Below are 16,801 nucleotides of genomic sequence, written 5' to 3'. Positions count from 1 at the left end.
GCAAGTCTTGCCAGTTACAACCATTTTTCAGTTGATAAAAGATGCCATCCAAGATTTCGCGCTTGCTCCAGTTAGAAGGTCTTGTTTGCTTCTTCGGCGGTAGGATCTTAGGTAGTAAAGGTTCTATTATTTTCCACTCTTCGTCGGTGAGGCTGCTCTGGTACGGCATGGCATCTGCATTATGTTTTTGCCTTAACGTTACTTCCTTCCAGGGAAAGATGTCAAATGGGTTCTATAAAATAAAGCTTTTCAAGACCACAGTACCCAAGGGCATTGGAAATCTGCTTTGGAAAAAGGAAAGCATGGGGAGAAGATCACCTCTACTATTGATGGGCAACTTGATATGCAAGCGAACTTCTGTGAACCATGAATTAGAATCCTCGTGCGTTTACGCCGGGGAGTATGTCAATCTTGAAGAATCTAGTCGCTAACTGCTATTTCTCAATAGTAATCATATCTCTAGGTAGTCGTCATCTAACAATAGCCTGATTATAATCAATCCTTGATGTTCACCAGGTTTAGAGTATGGTACTTGAATCAGCAATAGGCGAAGTAGCGATTGAAACAAACTTAAAGCAGTTTCTTTTGGTACTGGCAGTTTCTTTAAGCGTAGCGACGCTGCCGCAAATATTTAGCTGGTTTCGCCAAATTCCTTACACCTTATTACTTGTAATTGTCGGCTTAGGGCTGGCGTTTGCTGATGTCCGTCTGGTAGAACTTTCCCCTGGCTTAATTCTGTCAATTTTTCTGCCACCGTTACTATTTGAAGCTGCCTGGAACTTGAAATGGTCGGACTTGAAGGAAAACTTAGTACCGATTTGCCTCTACGCCGTTGTGGGAGTCGTGATTTCGATTGTGGGGATGGCACTTAGTCTAAATCAATTGGCGGGACTCTCACTGACTACGGCTTTACTTGTGGGGGCTATTTTATCTGCTACCGATCCAGTTTCGGTCACAGCTTTGTTTCGAGAATTGGGTGTAGGTAGTCGCCTGAACACTTTGATGGAAGGTGAAAGCTTATTTAACGATGGCATGGCGGTGGTTGCCTTTGGTTTTTTGGTGGCACTACCTTTAGGAAAGGCGGAATTAGCATTTCAACCAATTGTGGGGCAATTGTTGACTGTTGTAGGAATTGGCGTAGCAATGGGAGGCTTAATTGGGTATGGCATTTCCTACTTGACGCAAAGATTTGATTTGCCCTTGGTGGAACAATCGTTAACGTTAGTTGCGGCTTACGGTACTTACTTAATTATTGAAGACTTGGGCGGTTCTGGAGTCATTGGGGTAGTAACAACAAGCTTGATACTAGGCAACTTTGGTTCTCGTATCGGCATGAATCCCCGCACTCGGATTATTGTTAGCGAGTTCTGGGAATTTCTAGCGTTTTTCGTCAACTCGATTATGTTTCTGCTCATTGGCGACCAAGTTCATTTTTCTACGCTGGGAGACAACATAGGAATTATTGGCGTAACAGTCATAGCCATGATTTTGACACGGGCGATCGCTATTTATACCCTCAGCAGTTTCAGCAATTACTTTGTCAAATCTGCAATTGGGTTGCCAGAGCAAACTATCCTGTGGTGGGGAGGTTTGCGCGGTTCTGTTTCTATTGCCTTGGCATTGAGCGTACCTGTTGCCCTACCAGAGCGAAATAAGATTATTGCTACAGTGTTTGGCGTGGTTTTGTTTACGTTGCTATTTCAGGGATTAACTATCAAACCTTTAGTGCAAAAGCTAAAATTAATGGGCGATCAGCCCTTACGTCAGGAGTATATGGAATTTGTGGCGCGTCGAGTTGCCCTCGATCGCGTTTTACAACACCTGAAAACAGACCAGCGTCCAGGGATAGATCCAGAATTTTACCGCTATCAAGAAGCATTGATTAAAGGTGGTATTGAGGATATCCAACTAGAAATTAACCAGTTAGAACAGGAGTATCCTAATTTACAAAACTTCATAACAGACCAACTGCGAGGAGAACTATTGGCAATTGAAGCAAATACCTACGCTGAATTTGTCAAAGCAGGACGATTGAATAAAGAGCTATCTCCTTTCCTATCCGAAGTACTACACGCTGGCGATCAGAAAGTCGGTTAAGTAACTGCAAACTGCTCTATGAAATCAAGCAATTGCTCCAACGTCATTTTCTAGTCACATTTAAGTACAAGGCTAGAGGCAGGTGGAATAACTCTTTCGCTTAACTTATAAGACTGTAATTTGAAAAATAAGCATTTTACAGTTCGCTCGTGATTGTGGAGAACTAAGCTTTATGAATTCGTTAATTTCAATTGATGAACTATTTTCCTTGGCATCAGATAGATCGACAGCTTGCGTTTCCATTTATATGCCAACTCACCGACTCGGAACGCAAACGCAACAAGACCCAATTCGATTTAAAAACTTGATGCGGGAAGCTGAGGAAAAGCTGGTTGCTAACGGATTGCGATCGCAAGATGCTAAAGACTTAATGCAAAGAGTCCAAGCAATAGATGATTATCTATTTTGGCAGCATCAAAGTGACGGACTAGCAATCTTCATCTCTAGCAATGTGTTTAGCTACTATTGCTTGCCACTAAATTTTTCTGAGCTTGTAGTAGTTACCGATCGCTTTCACTTTAAGCCTTTGCTGCCATTGCTTACTGGTGATGGACAGTTCTATATCCTAGCACTTAGCCAAAACCAGGTGAGATTATTCCAAGGAACGCGCTACAGCGTTAAGGAGGTGGAGTTAGAGGATGTACCCACCAGTATTGCAGAAGCGCTGAAGTACGACGATCCCGAAAAAAACCTCCAGTTTCATACAGGTACTTCTGGGGGTGGAAGTAGCGATCGCTCTACCATGTTTCACGGTCATGGATCTGGCAATGATGAGCAAAAAGATAATATACTGCGCTACTTCCGTAAGGTAAATGGCGGCTTGCAAGAGTTGCTAAAAAATCAGCATTCCCCTTTGATTTTGGCGGGTGTTGACTACCTTCTACCAATTTACCAGCAGGCAAATACTTATCCTCACTTGCTAGATGAAGGCATCACTGGCAATCCAGACGAATTAAAAGCTGAGGAATTACACGCCTCAGCCTGGAAGATTGTCCAGCCTTACTTTGAGCAAGCTATGGAGGAAGCTCAAGCACGTTATCAGGGGTTAGCAGGAAGCGGACAAACCGCGGCCAATATTCACGATGTTGTTACCGCCGCATATTACCAGCGAGTTGAATTTTTATTCGTTCCGGTTGGGCAGCAAAAATGGGGGGTATTTGATCCTAATACTGGCAAGATACAAGTACATGGAGAACAAGAGACAGGCGATGAGGACTTGATGGATTTAGCGGCTCTGTATACACTCCTCAACGGTGGTACGGTGTATGCTGTTGAGCCAGAAAAAGTACCAGGAGATGCTCCAATAGTCGCAACGTTACGCTATTGAAGGTTGATACCAACTTTGTTTCATAGTGGCGATCACATTCTTTATACTCGTCAAGTTTTAATAGCGATCGCAATTTTAATCGTCCTACCAGTAGGTAAAGGACTAACGCAGGAAGCGCGAAAATGATTTCAGAACCAATGCTAGAGACGTTGCAATGCAACATCTGGTTGTTAAGATTCATATTACCAATAATCTAACATCCAAAAGTTGGGCTTCCGTATATGATAAGTTTCAGACAAATTTGGCGGCTATTGCAAGAGACTGCTTCAAAATGGCAATTGAATGAAGTGTCTTTGTTAGCCTCATCATTGGCTTATTACACGGTCTTCTCCCTCGCGCCACTGCTGGTAATTGTGATAATGATTGTGGGAGCAATTTTTGGCGAAGCCGCAGCCAAGGAGCAGATTGTAGTTCAATTGACTGGACTATTTGGCGAGCAAGGAGCAGAATTAATCGCCTCGGCGATTTCTAGTATGAGAGCCGATGCTGAAGGTGGAACGTTTCAACTCCTATTTAATCTTGGTTTTTTGGTATTTGGCGCTACAGGAGTTTTTGCCCAAATTCAATATGCACTAGACAGAATTTGGGAGGTAAAGCCTTTGCCAAAACAGCAACTGTTCAACTTCTTGCGTAAGCGCCTGTTGTCATTTGTTATGGTACTGGCGATCGCCTGTGTCTTACTGTTGTCTTTTGTCGGCAATACAGTTTTGACTGCGTTAGTTGATTTTTTGAATAGTTTGGTTGCTGGTTCTGGTTACTTGTGGCAGATTGTCAGCTTGTTAATTTCCTTTGGCATAACTACGGCGATCTTTGCGATTATGTACACTGTTTTACCCGATGTTGAAATTTCCTGGCGCGATACCCTTGTCGGAGCAAGCGTCACTGCAATCTTATTTCTGATCGGTCAGTTTTTGTTTGGGTTATTTTTGAGTCAAACTAATTTTGGCTCTGCCTATGGAGTAGCTGGCTCTTTTGTTATTGTTATTACCTGGATATTTTACGCTGCTCAAATTCTCTTATTGGGGGCAGAGTTTACTAAAGTTTTTGCCAAACAGCGCGGTCGGGCGATCGTGCCATCTCAGTATGCTGTTTCTTTGTCTAACGACGAGCAAGGGCGAACGCTAAAATCTAAACGCCAAGGTATTTCGTTTCGGCAATTTCGTCACCGTAGACCAAGAAACTAAGGCAACTTCTTTTAAAGTTAATTGTCTGTCGTCAAAAGGCGATCGCGTGAAACTGGTAAAACACTTGGCATACGTTTTTCCTCTAATACTGGACGGTATTGCAACCAGGCAAACAAAGCAGCTGTACCGAGAAGGATAAAGGTAATGGTTGCTACTAACTGAACCATGAGGCTATAACGCATAATCTGTTAATTTTGTTAGACAAGATTGTAATGTTCCATGTGGACGTTCATAACAGGCACGTTTAAGTCGTGCAAGGCTGCTTCTACCTGATCCATCATTTTCGGCACTGCACAGATGAAGTAATTACGGGTTGCAGGACGTTTTGGTATATAGCGTTGCAGCAACTCTTTATCAACGTAGCCTGTCTCCCCGGACCAATCTTCTGGTGGTTCTCTAAGCACATGAACGACGGTGAGGTCTAATTTGTCCTTCAAAGCCTCAATTTCTTCGCGATAAGTAATATCTTCCCAAGACTTACTAGCGTAAATCAATAGTAAAGGGCGTTCGTCATCACGTTCAGCTAAGGTAACAAGCATACTCATAATCGGTGTAATCCCTATACCTCCAGCAATCAAGACAAATCCGGCGGTATCTTCATAGCGATCTGTAGTAAAAACTCCGTAGGGACCGTCAAGATAAGCTTTAGTGCCTGGTTTTACGTCTTTGATTGTGTTTGTGAAGTCGCCTACAGCCTTAATGCCGAACTCTATGCGGTCTGGATGGGTAGCGCTAGAAGCTATAGAAAAGGGGTGTTCTCTCATCCGAAACGGCGAGATTTGTAGAGTTATCCAAGCAAATTGACCGGGCTGGAAATTTAGACCTTCATGACTTCTGGGGCGTAAAACTAGATTCCAGACATCGCCTCGTTGGGGAATTACAGCTTCCACCAAATAAGGTTTTTTGAGCATAAACCAGGGCTTAAGCAAGCGGACGTATAGTAGTAGCCACATTGCTGCCGCCGCCATCCCAACCCAGATAATTTGCTTCCAGAAAAGTCCCAGGTAGTTGCTTACACCCAAAGCGTGACCTAAACCGAACCCAACAGCGATCGCTGCCAAGATGCCATGAGCAAGCCGCCAAGGTTCGTAAGGTATCTTCAGGCGTTTTCGCCAAATTGAGGTGACAACAAGAGCAATCAGCGCCAATGTAGCTATTACTGCCGCCCTAGCCCGCCAAGGAGCTTGAAAGAAATTTAATAATTGCAGTGTTTCTGGGTTGTCGATGAACAAAATCAACGGATGGGCAAGGATGAAAAAGAAGGCGACTACTGAGGTGTAGCGATGAAACTGAAGAATTAAATCAATTCCGTAGGAAGCTTCAATGCGGTTGATCCGAGCAGTTAAAGCAAATTGCATTGCCATCATTGCTAACCCAATGAAGCCAAGGGCGACAGAAAATTCTAGCCAAAAACTCCGTTCTGCGCTCGGTGTGGGAGGGTAAAGAAGCAGAATCAGCAGGGGTAAAAGAATAATTATTAAATACACGCCTATCCAAGAAATCCCTATGATTACAGGATTTCTCATTAGTAGACTTTTCATATCGCGATCGCCTCCTAATTTTGCTGCGGTGATGAAACTTGCTTATTAACTTCAGCCCAATTAATTAACAATAGGGCAGCATTACAATCTCAGGGCTGCAAGTAGGTTAAAAAGTAGGGAATTAATAATGCTTAAAGCGATCGCACCAATCAAAGCACTCCAAAGTCCGTAACGCAAGCGAAATCCTGGTACTATTGCCGCCGCTAATCCAAAGATAATTGCATTCAACACAAATAGAAATAGCCCAAACGTTATAAAAATCAAGGGAAAAGTAAAAAATCCAAGTATCGGTCGTAATATTGCATTCAAAATTCCAAATACTACGGCTGATATTGCTGCTTTACCAAAACTGTCAATTTCTACCCCGATCGGTAATCTAGAAATAATCAAAAAGCTGATCGTAGTAACTAACCAAGAAACAAGCAGTCCAATCATGGCAAAAACTCCCAATAATCACTATTTGGTTTCGCTAAATCAATTTCTATTTCTAGTGTTAACGACAAATGTTACTAAAAAGTGATAGCACCTAATTAAGTTCTTGGCATTAACGCTTTATCTCACTTAAAAATATTCATATTTAAATTTAAGGCATCTACTAAAAGTTAGAACTTGGTGAAGGTTCTCGTCTAACTTCTTCAACTTCACCAACTTCAAAAATTAAGGTAAATTTTTGACCTATTTCTTTTTCTAAAAATTCTTCTAAAAGTGTCACTTGTCTTGGAGTTACAGATTCTTTAGTCCGAATATTCAAACGGACTTGGGGCGGGTTAGTCAACCAATTGACATCACTATTAAGTAATACCATCCGTTGCAAAGTAATAGTTCGATTCAGTAGTGCTTCTCTTAGACTAGCTTCAAGCTGAGATTGTCTAATTAATCTAAAAAATCCTGCCCCCAAAGGAACCATTAGTATGCTAGTTAAAGCCAGCGTCCAAAGGAGGGCTTTACGCGCGCGTCTTACTGAAGTGCAACCCGTTATCAAAAATGTCAGCATACAAGAAAGAGTAATGCCTAACAAATTAGTCAAATAAAGGAGAGTTGCACCGAGACTAAGCGACCAATTAGCTTGGGCTAAACCCAAACCAACAACACAAATTGGCGGCATGAGAGCAACAGAGATCGCCGTTCCTGCTAAACTTTCAGAAATCTTCGGTTGAACTTTAGCAAAACCACTAATTCCCCCGGCAGCAATGGCAATTCCTAAGTCTAGTAAAGTAGGTTGCGAACGGCTGATAATCTCGCTACCAAAGGCTGGAAATCTTACCAGATACCCGACAAAAAAAGCTAAAGCAATTGAGAGAAGGGTTCCCACTAATATTGCTATTAAACCTTTACGAAAGAGGAGAACATTGCCTTCTAACGCTCCAAAGGCTAATCCCCGAATTGGCAACATCAACGGCGCAATAATCATCGCCCCGATAATTACCGCCGCACTATTAGAAATCAGCCCTAATGTAGCAATTACACAGGAACCTAAAATTAACACAAGGTAAGTAATACTTATGGTTGATTCTTCTACCAATCCCCGGCGCATTTCCTCTACTTGCTGTGGCGGATTTTTTTTGGTTTTGAACTCATTAAACCGATAGCGTATATTGTTTATGTTTAACAAACTGCTATTCCTTGTGTTTTGATTGACAGAAGGCAGAGGATGTAGAAGAAAAAAGGTAGCTCAATACCATATACCAAATTGATAAAAATTTGCTTTTTGGCGATCGCGTGTAAGCTTTACTAGCAAAATCTCAGGCTCTATTTCTTCTTGCTAAACGCCGTTGCCTTGAATTAGTAGTTATGCTGCCTAAAAAATGCAGAACATTGCCCACCGTGCTATCAACGCGAGTTTGCGATGAGCTACTTAGGTTGCGTAAGCCGTGTAAATCAAGGAAGCTAAATCCTACTTTGGAGAAGAAGGGAATTAGGCAAAATAGAAACGTATCAACGGTTTGATTGAAAACCCCAAACCCAGAAGGACCAAGAATCCACACCGTTGGATAGCAAATCCACAATACTGTAAAATAGGTAGCCATCTTATCATAAAAGCTTGATAGTTCTGCTCCTTGGCTTCTAGTTTTGGCGCGTAAAGCTCCCCAAATACCTCCTAAAACAACCAAAAAGGCAACGACACCGTTGATATACCACAAGTATCTAACCCAAGGTACTACCGATAGATCGGCAACTAAGCCACAAATAACAACAATTACCTGTGTACCCATCAAAGACGCAATTAATGTCCAGTCTTTTTTTTGCAGATGGTGCATTGCTGTCCAGGATAAGGCTAGTAGCAACAATGGTGTAGTTACAACCCAGTCTAGGTAGCGGGCAAAATGGGCAATTTGACCTGCTACTTCAATTTTTCCCTGCTCCAAATCCCCATGGGGTACAGTCATTGATAGATAAGCTAGACCTGACCATATAGGGATAAAGGCGGCAACTAAGTATTCATATCGGGGAACGCCGCGAGGATTTCTGCCTAGGGATATAAAGTAAATAGCGCCGATCACCATTCCAGTAATGTAGAGCCAATGAAATAGAGTCTGCAAATCCATGAATTACCTCGCCATTGGTTCAAGAGTGGATATTTAGATAACAAAAATCAAGCCTAATTACAAATAAAAGCTGATAACTGGAGCCTTTATGTTTAATTCATCTTTCCAAATAAATCATCAGTACAATTCAACTTCCATCTAGCTACAGAGTGACTTGGAGATAAAGTTAGCTTGTATAGCTGAAATACTAATAAAAAGTTTTGAGCGATCGCTTTATAACCTTGAATTTTCTAACGTTTATTAGCCAAATCGCTGCAACAGCATTACTTTTTGAGTTCTTGTATAGATTTTAAGTTGCTATAAGTAAAGCAATAGAAAGCATAAAACATTTCTCGAACGCTACAAGCTAAAGTTTAATATTTCGCCTTACTCAATACTTCTATTTCTAATATTGAGCGTAAAAGTGATTAAAAAATGACAGCTTTTATCACTTTCTAGTCACATTTGTATCCAAAACTAAATTTAGATGGATTTCATATGCGCATAACACTATCGAATCCGCTTTAGTTGTAGGAGTGCCTTACCTTACCGTCTCGGAGCAAACAACATGACAGCAACCGCAGCCAAAAACTTGCTGGAATATCAATGGCATTCTCTGCCTGTAGAGGAAGTCACTCGACATTTAGACAGCAATTTGGAATCGGGATTAACTTCTAAGGAGGCGGTACAGCGCCAGCAGCGTTTTGGCACTAACGAAATCAAGAGTAAACCAGGGAAAAGCCCTTGGCTGCGATTTATCCTGCAATTTAACCAGCCCTTGCTGTACATATTGCTGATAGCTGGGGCAATTAAGGCATTACTTGGTTCGTGGGCAAATGCGTGGGTAATTTGGGGTGTTACAGTCATTAATGCCATTATCGGTTACGTTCAAGAAGCAAAAGCGGAAAGTGCGATCGCTGCCTTAGCTTCCTCTGTTACTACCGACGCAAATATCATTCGTAACGGGCAAAAAGTACGAGTTGCTTCTACGGAGTTAGTACCGGGCGATATAGTGCTACTCGCTTCTGGAGACAAAGTACCAGGAGATTTGCGCCTGATTAAAGTCCGTAACTTACAAGTCAATGAATCAGCACTTACTGGTGAATCGATTGCTGTAGAAAAGAACACTCTACCGCTCAATCCAGACGCACCGCTAGCAGAGCGCATTAATATGGCTTATGCTGGCAGCTTTGTGACGTTTGGGACTGGTAGTGGCATTGTTGTTGCCACGGGAGATGCTACAGAAACCGGAAGGATATCTCAGTTAATAGACCAGCAAACCAATCTGACAACGCCACTAACCCGGAAATTTGATAAATTCAGTCGCAAGTTGTTATACGTCATTTTAGGGGTAGCCGCCTTCACTTTTGCAGTGGGGCTGGGTTACGGCAACTCTTGGGTAGCAATGTTTGAGGCGGCGGTGGCTTTGGCTGTGAGTGCAATTCCTGAAGGATTACCAGCCGTAGTAACAGTGACGCTGGCGATTGGCGTATCTCGGATGGCTCGTCGTCATGCAATTGTGCGCAAGTTACCAGCCGTCGAAACCTTGGGCGGTGCTACGGTTATTTGTTCTGATAAAACTGGAACATTGACAGAAAATCAGATGACGGTACAAGCGATTTATGCAGGAGGCGATCGCTATACAGTCACAGGTAGCGGTTATGCAGGTGAAGGGGAAATTTTAGTTGATGACGAGTCAGTTCACTTAAATCAGCATCCTACGTTGCAGGAATGCCTTATAGCTGGGTTGTTGTGCAATGACTCGCGTTTGGAAGTTGAAAGTGGTCAAGCTGTCGTAATCGGCGATCCAACGGAAGGAGCTTTGCTGGCGGTGGCTCAAAAAGCAGGATTTACCGACAGCAGCGTAGAAAGGGAGTCACGCAGGCTAGATGTCATCCCTTTTGAATCTGAGTTTCAGTACATGGCAACTTTGCACGAGAGACTTAATAAAGAATCTTTTTTGAGGACTATCTATGTTAAAGGCTCAGTAGAGGCAATCCTGGCGCGTTGCGAACAGATGTTGGATGCGGAAGGAAATACTACTGAGGTAAATCAAAAAACCGTGCATCAGGAAGTTGATAGCATGGCACAGCAGGGGCTACGGGTACTAGCGTTTGCTAAAAAATCTGTGCTAGCCCAGCAAGATTCTTTAGAGCATGAGGATATTGAAACGGGTTTAATATTCTTGGGGTTGCAAGGGATGATCGATCCGCCGCGCCCCGAAGCGATCGCCGCAGTCCAAGCTTGTCAACGAGCGGGAATCAAGGTGAAGATGATTACTGGAGATCATGCTGTCACCGCCGCCGCGATCGCGTCTCGCATGGGATTTAACAACAATGGAGAAGTTTTAGCTTTCACGGGGCTTGAACTTAGCCAAATGCCGCCAAATGAACTGGCAACGGCGGTAGAAGATGGGGTAGTGTTTGCCCGTGTCGCCCCAGAACAAAAACTCCGCATCGTCGAAGCTTTACAGTCCAAAGGCGAAATTGTGGCAATGACTGGAGACGGAGTTAATGATGCACCTGCGCTTAGACAAGCAGATATTGGCATTGCGATGGGGAAATCGGGTACAGAGGTAGCTAAAGAAGCCGCCGACACGATCTTGACTGATGATAACTTTGCTTCTATTGAAGCTGCGGTTGAAGAAGGTCGTACAGTTTACCGCAATCTACTCAAAGCGATCGCTTTCATTCTCCCTGTAAACGGTGGGGAGTCGATGACAATTTTGATTAGCGTACTGTTGGCAAGAGCCTTGCCCATCCTATCATTACAAGTTCTGTGGCTAAACATGGTCAATTCAATCGCCATGACCGTACCGTTAGCCTTTGAGCCAAAATCCAAGCGGGAGATGGAATATCCTCCACGCAACCCCAATGAACCTTTACTATCAGGCAATTTATTAAAGCGTATTTTGATTATCTCTGCGTTTAACTGGATTGCGATCTTTGGTGTATTTGAATGGGTGCAACAAACTACGGGAAATGTCGATTTAGCTCGCACAATGGCAATTCAATCTTTAGTAGCAGGAAGAATTTTTTATCTTTTGAGCATTAGCCACTTAGGAAGTGCGTTCATAGATAAACTTCAAGGAAAAAGAGTAACAATCAGAACAAGTCCAGCCATTGGAATTGGTATTATCTGTGCTGTAATTTTACAGGTGCTTTTCAGTCAGTGGGATTTCATGAACAATCTGTTTTACACAACGCCATTGAACTTAAATCAATGGTTGATATGTCTGCTTGTGGGTTTACCAATGATTCCAGTATCTGCTTTGGTCAATCGCTTAGATCCTCCTAACTGAGTAGTTTAAAAAAGAGGGAAATAAAATGAATAATAAACTATTAAAAAAATCTGAAACAGCAGAAAGAGATTTTAATCGATTAAATCTCATTGAGGTAAGCCCAATTGAAGAAAAAACCGATGTAAAAAAGCAAGATGAGCCAATAGTAGCTAATGGTGAAATGCTTTTAATTCCTATTTATTTTTTAGTATTTACTGTATTGCTAATGGTTCTCAAATCATTTAAATCCTATAAAACTGGAAAAAATCAGCTTTCTACTTTCAACCGTTCAAATCAAATTCCTTGTAAAAATTGTCGATTCTTCAACCATAACTATTATCTCAAATGTGCGGTACATCCAGACACTGCTTTAAAATCAGAAGCAGTTAATTGTCATGACTATTATCCTCAAAATAATATTCCTGATTAAATGAATCTTTGCCTACTTATTTAATGTAGGTTCGCTCTAAGCTACATTCTATAGTCTAAAGCTATTTTTTGAAGTTTAAATCAATTAGCTATTTTATTGACAACTATACAGTAAAAAATGTTTTATTGAATAGTCTTTGATTCATAAAATATAGCTATTTTTATATCTATTACTATTTGATTTAAATTAACTCCTGTCATTTATAACTACTACTAATATTAAACACGGTAGCCTCTAAGAGCGTTATTTATGAATCAGGCAATATTCCTACAAACTTTGAATATTAAGAGCTAAATACCCTGTGAAAGTTGGTAAATGGATTGGCTTACTAGCCTCAATTATTTCGATCTATATCCTTTGGCAGATCCGGGAACTACTTTTGCTTTTATTTACAGCAGTGGTATTAGCAACAGCAATAAATCAGCTTGTTCAACAATTTCAAAAACTACGTATTAAGCGTTCTTTGGCTGTTCTTTTGAGTGTTATTGCTTCCCTTGCCCTTTCAATTATCTTTTTGTTGCTGATCGTGCCACCTTTTGTTGAGCAATTTCAAGACCTTGTAGAACTTTTCCCCAGTGGATTGATCCGGACTCAACAGTGGCTGAATCTTTTGGCGGAGCGCCTTTTGGGATGGTATCCAGATTTACCTGATATAGATGTTTTAATTGAGCAAATAATCCAACAAATTCAACCTTTAGCCAATCAGTTAGTTAGAAACAGTTTTGATTTTTTATTTTTACCTATCAACGTTATCTTGCAACTCCTTTTAGTATTGGTTATCACCCTCATGCTTCTAGCCAACCCCCAACCATATCGGCAAGGATTTGTAAAACTATTTCCTTCTTTTTACCGTAAACGAGTTGATGAAATTCTCAAGCTTTGTGAGTCAGGTTTAAAGAATTGGACAGTGGGTACTTTAATAGAAATGGTATTTATTGCGGCTTTGAGTGGTATAGGCTTATGGATTTTGCAAGTACCCCTAGCTCTAGCCCATGCCATCTTAGCTGGGGTACTCAACGTTATTCCCAATATTGGACCAACCTTGAGTGTGGTACTACCAATGGCGATCGCTCTAATAGATGCTCCTTGGAAAGCAATTGCAGTTTTAATTTTGTACCTTGTAATTCAAAATATTGAAAGCTATTGGTTAACCCCTACCGTCATGGCACATCAGGTATCGCTATTACCTGCGATCACTCTTACGGCTCAAATATTCTTTACCAGCTTTTTTGGTTTTTTAGGATTATTGTTAGCTCTACCACTAACTGTAGTTACCAAGATATGGTTAGAGGAGGTAGTGATTAAAGATATTATGGATAAGTGGAATCATACCCCTTTATAAAATCCTAACAAGGTATACTTGCTTTAGTATCTGGCAAGCGTCTAAGTTCCGTAGATCCAGCCGGAGCGGGGGTAGAGCGTGGAGTTGCAGAAGGTGTTGACGATTGAGCTTTAGCTACAGGCTGATTTAAAAAGCTATAGGCAGTTGTCATTGATAAAAATACAGCAATTGCTGTCCAAGGTTTTAATGGATTTGAAATTTTTTTATTCATTTTCTACTTTTCATTATTTGATGAATTAGCATGGATTTATTCGTTTTAGGATAAATGCTTATAGACATTATTATTTAAGATCTATATTTAGTTATCTAACACAAGAAAGAACATTTTTTGATTCAAGTTTTTACTTAAAATTAGTAAGTCATAATTTATTTTTTATGGCTCTTACTAGCGTAGATTAATTGTGCAACTAAACCAGTCCAACCAGTTTGATGATTAGCACCAAGACCTGCGCCATTATCGCCATTAAAATGCTCGTAAAAAAGTAACAATTCGCGCCAATTAGGATCATTTTGAAACTTCTCTACTTTTCCATGTACTGGTCTTTGACCTTGGGAGTTTTGTAGAAAAAGTTGCTGCAATCTTTGCGATAACTCTGTTGCAACTTCTGCTAAATTCATTTGTTTACCAGAACCTGTTGGGCATTCAACTTTAAAATCATCGCCTAAGTAGTCATGAAACTTTTGCAGCGATTCAATAATTAAATAATTTACAGGGAACCAAATAGGACCGCGCCAATTTGAATTGCCGCCAAACATTCCAGTTGTAGATTCGCCTGGTTCGTACTGCACCCGATGTTGATATCCATCTACTGTAAAAGTATATGGATGTGCTTCATGGAACTTGGAAACAGAACGAATGCCATAGGGACTCAAAAATTCTGCTTCGTCTAGCATTTTGTGCAGGATTTTTCGTAATTTTTCAGGATTAACAATAGCAAGTAATCTACATTCTCCTGCACCATTTTCCATACAAGCAATATTGCGCGTCAGGTGAGGGCGATTATTAATAAACCACTCAAACCGCTTTTTAAAACCTGGAAAAGCATCAATAATTTCTGCTTCTAAGGTTTCTACAGCAAAAAGCGGGATAAGTCCTACCATGGAACGGACTTTTAAATGCAAGCGCTCGCCATGGGGTAAATGCAGGACATCGTAATAAAAACTATCAGCTTCATCCCACAAATTCAAATGGGTATCACCGATATGATTCATGGCATCAGCAATATGCAAAAAGTGTTCAAAAAATTTGCTGGCAATATCTTCGTAAGGCGGATTATCTTTCGCTAATTCTAAAGCGATCGCCAGCATACTCAAACAATACATTGCCATCCAGCTTGTACCGTCTGATTGCTCGATATATCCACCCGTTGGTAATTTGGCACTGCGATCGAAAATGCCGATATTGTCCAAACCCAAAAAACCACCTTGAAAGACATTATTTCCGTCTATGTCTTTACGGTTCACCCACCAAGTAAAGTTGAGGAGTAATTTTTGAAAGACACGCTCTAGAAAATCTGTATCAGCGCGACCGTACATCTGTTTTTCTATTTGATAAACGCGCCATGTTGCCCAAGCTTCCACTGGGGGATTGACATCGCTAAAATGCCATTCATAGGCTGGAATTTGCCCGTTGGGGTGCATATACCATTCCCGCGTCAACCTATCTAATTGGCGTTTGGCAAAATCAGGGTCAATGGTCGCTAGAGGAACTGTATGAAAAGCTAAATCCCAGGCAGCAAACCAGGGAAATTCCCATTTATCAGGCATAGAAAGAATGTCATCGTTAAATAAATGCGTCCACTCTGCATTTCTGGCGTATTTACGTTGCGGTGGTGGTTGATTTGGATCTCCTTTTAGCCAATCTTCCACAACGTAGTGATAAAACTGCTTAGTCCACAACATTCCTGCAAAGGCTTGTCTTTGGACGTTTTGAGCATCGGCTGATATTGAAGTAGGCGTAATCCGCTGATAAAATTCATCTGCTTCTGATGAGCGCATCTGTAAGATTGAATCAAAATCAGCAAATGGTTGAGTTAATTTGCCAAGGTCGCTAAGTCGGAGGCGGACTACTTTTTCTTGTCCTGCACCAATATTTAATGAGTAATGACAGGCGGCTTTGGTCCCTACTTGCTGCGGATTGATAGCTTCTTGATTGCCATGAATAACATAGTCGTTAATTCCATCTTTGACATAAGCAGAACTATTATTGACTCCAAATAATTTTTGCTGGTTAGTCTCATTTTCTGTAAATAGCAACTTACAAGGGTCTTGAAAATACAACCATCTGCTGCCCAAAGTTGGATGAGAAGCTTCAACAGCGCCAGCTATATCATCAGATTGCATTACCTTCAGATAAGGCTTTTCCTGACCTTCCTCCCAAGACCAAGTATTGCGAAACCAAAGTGTAGGCAATAGATGAAGAGTTTTTTGTTCAGAACTGCGATTGATAATTGTAATTTGAATATAAATGTCTTCAGGGGAGTTTTTTGCATACTCTACAAATACATCAAAATAGCGATCGCCCTCAAAAATCCCTGTATCGATCAATTCATACTCTGGATCTGCGTAGCCTCGACGCTGATTTTCGGCAACTATATCGGAGTAAGGAAAGGCAGCTTGGGGATATTTGTAGAGATACTTCATGTAGGCATGACTGGGAGTATTGTCTAGATAGAAGTAGCATTCTTTGACATCTTCTGCGTGATTGCCTTCAGGTCCGCTTAAACCAAATAGCCTTTCTTTGAGAATGGGGTCTGCACCATTCCACAGCGCGATCGCAAAACATAGTCTTTGGTGATTGTCAGAGATGCCAGCAATTCCATCTTCACCCCAGCGATAGGCGCGACTACGGGCGTGGTCGTGGGGAAAATAGTCCCAAGCTGTACCGTAAGGGCTATAATCTTCGCGGACTGTCCCCCATTGTCGTTCGCTTAAATAAGGTCCCCATCTGCGCCAGTAAGCGGTGCGATCGCGATTTTCTTGTAATCTTTTTTCTTCTGCGGTCATGGTGGTTTAAATGTAAACAGCAAAAATAATTTCGTTAGTTGAAGACAACCCATTAGCAGGGTTTTGGCG

The 16,801-nt window shown here is 41.4% G+C and carries 15 protein-coding genes; 7 read left to right on the top strand and 8 right to left on the bottom strand.

All coding sequences use genetic code 11. The features are described from left to right. Positions 1 to 169: transposase (locus AC2VE5_RS08925; protein WP_486887409.1), on the bottom strand; the 169-nt coding region annotated here is incomplete at its 3' end. 356 nt (positions 170 to 525) lie between these two features. Between AC2VE5_RS08925 and AC2VE5_RS08920 the strand changes: the two genes are divergently transcribed. The 4 genes from AC2VE5_RS08920 to AC2VE5_RS08905 all read left to right on the top strand — a co-directional run bounded on the left by AC2VE5_RS08920 (position 526) and on the right by AC2VE5_RS08905 (position 4,608). Continuing rightward, entirely contained in the window at positions 526 to 2,097 is a 1,572-nt protein-coding gene (locus AC2VE5_RS08920) for a cation:proton antiporter (protein WP_486887407.1), read from the top strand. Positions 2,098 to 2,269: 172 nt separating this feature from the next. Continuing rightward, positions 2,270 to 3,424 (top strand): baeRF7 domain-containing protein, encoded by a 1,155-nt coding sequence (locus tag AC2VE5_RS08915; RefSeq protein ID WP_486887406.1) that lies wholly within the window; start codon positions 2,270 to 2,272, stop codon positions 3,422 to 3,424. Between the two features lie 3 nt (positions 3,425 to 3,427). Continuing rightward, complete coding sequence (locus AC2VE5_RS08910; protein ID WP_486887405.1) at positions 3,428 to 3,550, top strand: hypothetical protein; 123 nt, start codon at positions 3,428 to 3,430, stop codon at positions 3,548 to 3,550. A 95-nt stretch (positions 3,551 to 3,645) separates the two neighbouring features. Continuing rightward, positions 3,646 to 4,608: a YihY/virulence factor BrkB family protein gene (locus tag AC2VE5_RS08905; protein ID WP_486887404.1), complete on the top strand. Its 963-nt coding sequence runs from the start codon at positions 3,646 to 3,648 to the stop codon at positions 4,606 to 4,608. 17 nt (positions 4,609 to 4,625) lie between these two features. On the opposite strand, the gene AC2VE5_RS08900 is transcribed toward AC2VE5_RS08905, so the two are convergent. The 5 genes from AC2VE5_RS08900 to AC2VE5_RS08880 form a co-directional block, all read right to left on the bottom strand. Then, positions 4,626 to 4,775: a hypothetical protein gene (locus tag AC2VE5_RS08900; RefSeq protein ID WP_486887410.1), complete on the bottom strand. Its 150-nt coding sequence runs from the start codon at positions 4,773 to 4,775 to the stop codon at positions 4,626 to 4,628. A 30-nt stretch (positions 4,776 to 4,805) separates the two neighbouring features. Beyond that, on the bottom strand, positions 4,806 to 6,149 hold the full coding sequence (locus AC2VE5_RS08895; RefSeq protein WP_486887403.1) for a ferredoxin reductase family protein: 1,344 nt from the start codon (positions 6,147 to 6,149) through the stop codon (positions 4,806 to 4,808). Positions 6,150 to 6,230: 81 nt separating this feature from the next. Continuing rightward, positions 6,231 to 6,584: a phage holin family protein gene (locus AC2VE5_RS08890; protein ID WP_486887402.1), complete on the bottom strand. Its 354-nt coding sequence runs from the start codon at positions 6,582 to 6,584 to the stop codon at positions 6,231 to 6,233. A 160-nt stretch (positions 6,585 to 6,744) separates the two neighbouring features. After that, positions 6,745 to 7,761: a DUF389 domain-containing protein gene (locus AC2VE5_RS08885; RefSeq protein ID WP_486887401.1), complete on the bottom strand. Its 1,017-nt coding sequence runs from the start codon at positions 7,759 to 7,761 to the stop codon at positions 6,745 to 6,747. Between the two features lie 130 nt (positions 7,762 to 7,891). Further along, positions 7,892 to 8,695, bottom strand: a complete 804-nt coding sequence (locus AC2VE5_RS08880; protein WP_486887400.1) for a bacteriorhodopsin — start codon at positions 8,693 to 8,695, stop codon at positions 7,892 to 7,894. A 547-nt stretch (positions 8,696 to 9,242) separates the two neighbouring features. Here AC2VE5_RS08880 and AC2VE5_RS08875 point away from each other — a divergent pair. The 3 genes from AC2VE5_RS08875 to AC2VE5_RS08865 all read left to right on the top strand — a co-directional run bounded on the left by AC2VE5_RS08875 (position 9,243) and on the right by AC2VE5_RS08865 (position 13,726). Next, positions 9,243 to 11,975 carry a cation-translocating P-type ATPase gene (locus AC2VE5_RS08875; RefSeq protein WP_486887399.1) on the top strand — a complete coding sequence of 911 codons (2,733 nt, stop codon included), beginning with the start codon at positions 9,243 to 9,245 and terminating at the stop codon, positions 11,973 to 11,975. Positions 11,976 to 12,000: 25 nt separating this feature from the next. Next, positions 12,001 to 12,384: a hypothetical protein gene (locus tag AC2VE5_RS08870; protein ID WP_486887398.1), complete on the top strand. Its 384-nt coding sequence runs from the start codon at positions 12,001 to 12,003 to the stop codon at positions 12,382 to 12,384. A gap of 301 nt (positions 12,385 to 12,685) precedes the next feature. Continuing rightward, positions 12,686 to 13,726 carry an AI-2E family transporter gene (locus AC2VE5_RS08865; RefSeq protein WP_486887397.1) on the top strand — a complete coding sequence of 347 codons (1,041 nt, stop codon included), beginning with the start codon at positions 12,686 to 12,688 and terminating at the stop codon, positions 13,724 to 13,726. 4 nt (positions 13,727 to 13,730) lie between these two features. Here the strand turns inward: AC2VE5_RS08865 and AC2VE5_RS08860 are convergent, their stop codons facing one another. Together AC2VE5_RS08860 and AC2VE5_RS08855 are read right to left on the bottom strand one after the other, a co-directional pair. After that, positions 13,731 to 13,937 (bottom strand): hypothetical protein, encoded by a 207-nt coding sequence (locus tag AC2VE5_RS08860; RefSeq protein ID WP_486887396.1) that lies wholly within the window; start codon positions 13,935 to 13,937, stop codon positions 13,731 to 13,733. Between the two features lie 155 nt (positions 13,938 to 14,092). Further along, on the bottom strand, positions 14,093 to 16,732 hold the full coding sequence (locus AC2VE5_RS08855) for an MGH1-like glycoside hydrolase domain-containing protein (protein WP_486887395.1): 2,640 nt from the start codon (positions 16,730 to 16,732) through the stop codon (positions 14,093 to 14,095). Between the last annotated feature and the right edge of the window lie 69 nt (positions 16,733 to 16,801).

This window comes from Aliterella sp. E5.1 (assembly GCF_057473825.1).
This window is presented reverse-complemented; position numbering and strand designations above follow the sequence as displayed.

What these genes read in the sequence shown, in the direction of transcription:
- AC2VE5_RS08860 (WP_486887396.1), bottom strand. Translation starts at nt 13,937, where the DNA reads ATGAATAAAAAAATTTCAAATCCATTAAAACCTTGGACAGCAATTGCT.
- AC2VE5_RS08900 (WP_486887410.1), bottom strand. Translation starts at nt 4,775, where the DNA reads ATGGTTCAGTTAGTAGCAACCATTACCTTTATCCTTCTCGGTACAGCT.
- AC2VE5_RS08920 (WP_486887407.1), top strand. Translation starts at nt 526, where the DNA reads ATGGTACTTGAATCAGCAATAGGCGAAGTAGCGATTGAAACAAACTTA.
- AC2VE5_RS08855 (WP_486887395.1), bottom strand. Translation starts at nt 16,732, where the DNA reads ATGACCGCAGAAGAAAAAAGATTACAAGAAAATCGCGATCGCACCGCT.
- AC2VE5_RS08915 (WP_486887406.1), top strand. Translation starts at nt 2,270, where the DNA reads ATGAATTCGTTAATTTCAATTGATGAACTATTTTCCTTGGCATCAGAT.
- AC2VE5_RS08870 (WP_486887398.1), top strand. Translation starts at nt 12,001, where the DNA reads ATGAATAATAAACTATTAAAAAAATCTGAAACAGCAGAAAGAGATTTT.
- AC2VE5_RS08905 (WP_486887404.1), top strand. Translation starts at nt 3,646, where the DNA reads ATGATAAGTTTCAGACAAATTTGGCGGCTATTGCAAGAGACTGCTTCA.
- AC2VE5_RS08895 (WP_486887403.1), bottom strand. Translation starts at nt 6,149, where the DNA reads ATGAAAAGTCTACTAATGAGAAATCCTGTAATCATAGGGATTTCTTGG.
- AC2VE5_RS08875 (WP_486887399.1), top strand. Translation starts at nt 9,243, where the DNA reads ATGACAGCAACCGCAGCCAAAAACTTGCTGGAATATCAATGGCATTCT.
- AC2VE5_RS08890 (WP_486887402.1), bottom strand. Translation starts at nt 6,584, where the DNA reads ATGATTGGACTGCTTGTTTCTTGGTTAGTTACTACGATCAGCTTTTTG.
- AC2VE5_RS08880 (WP_486887400.1), bottom strand. Translation starts at nt 8,695, where the DNA reads ATGGATTTGCAGACTCTATTTCATTGGCTCTACATTACTGGAATGGTG.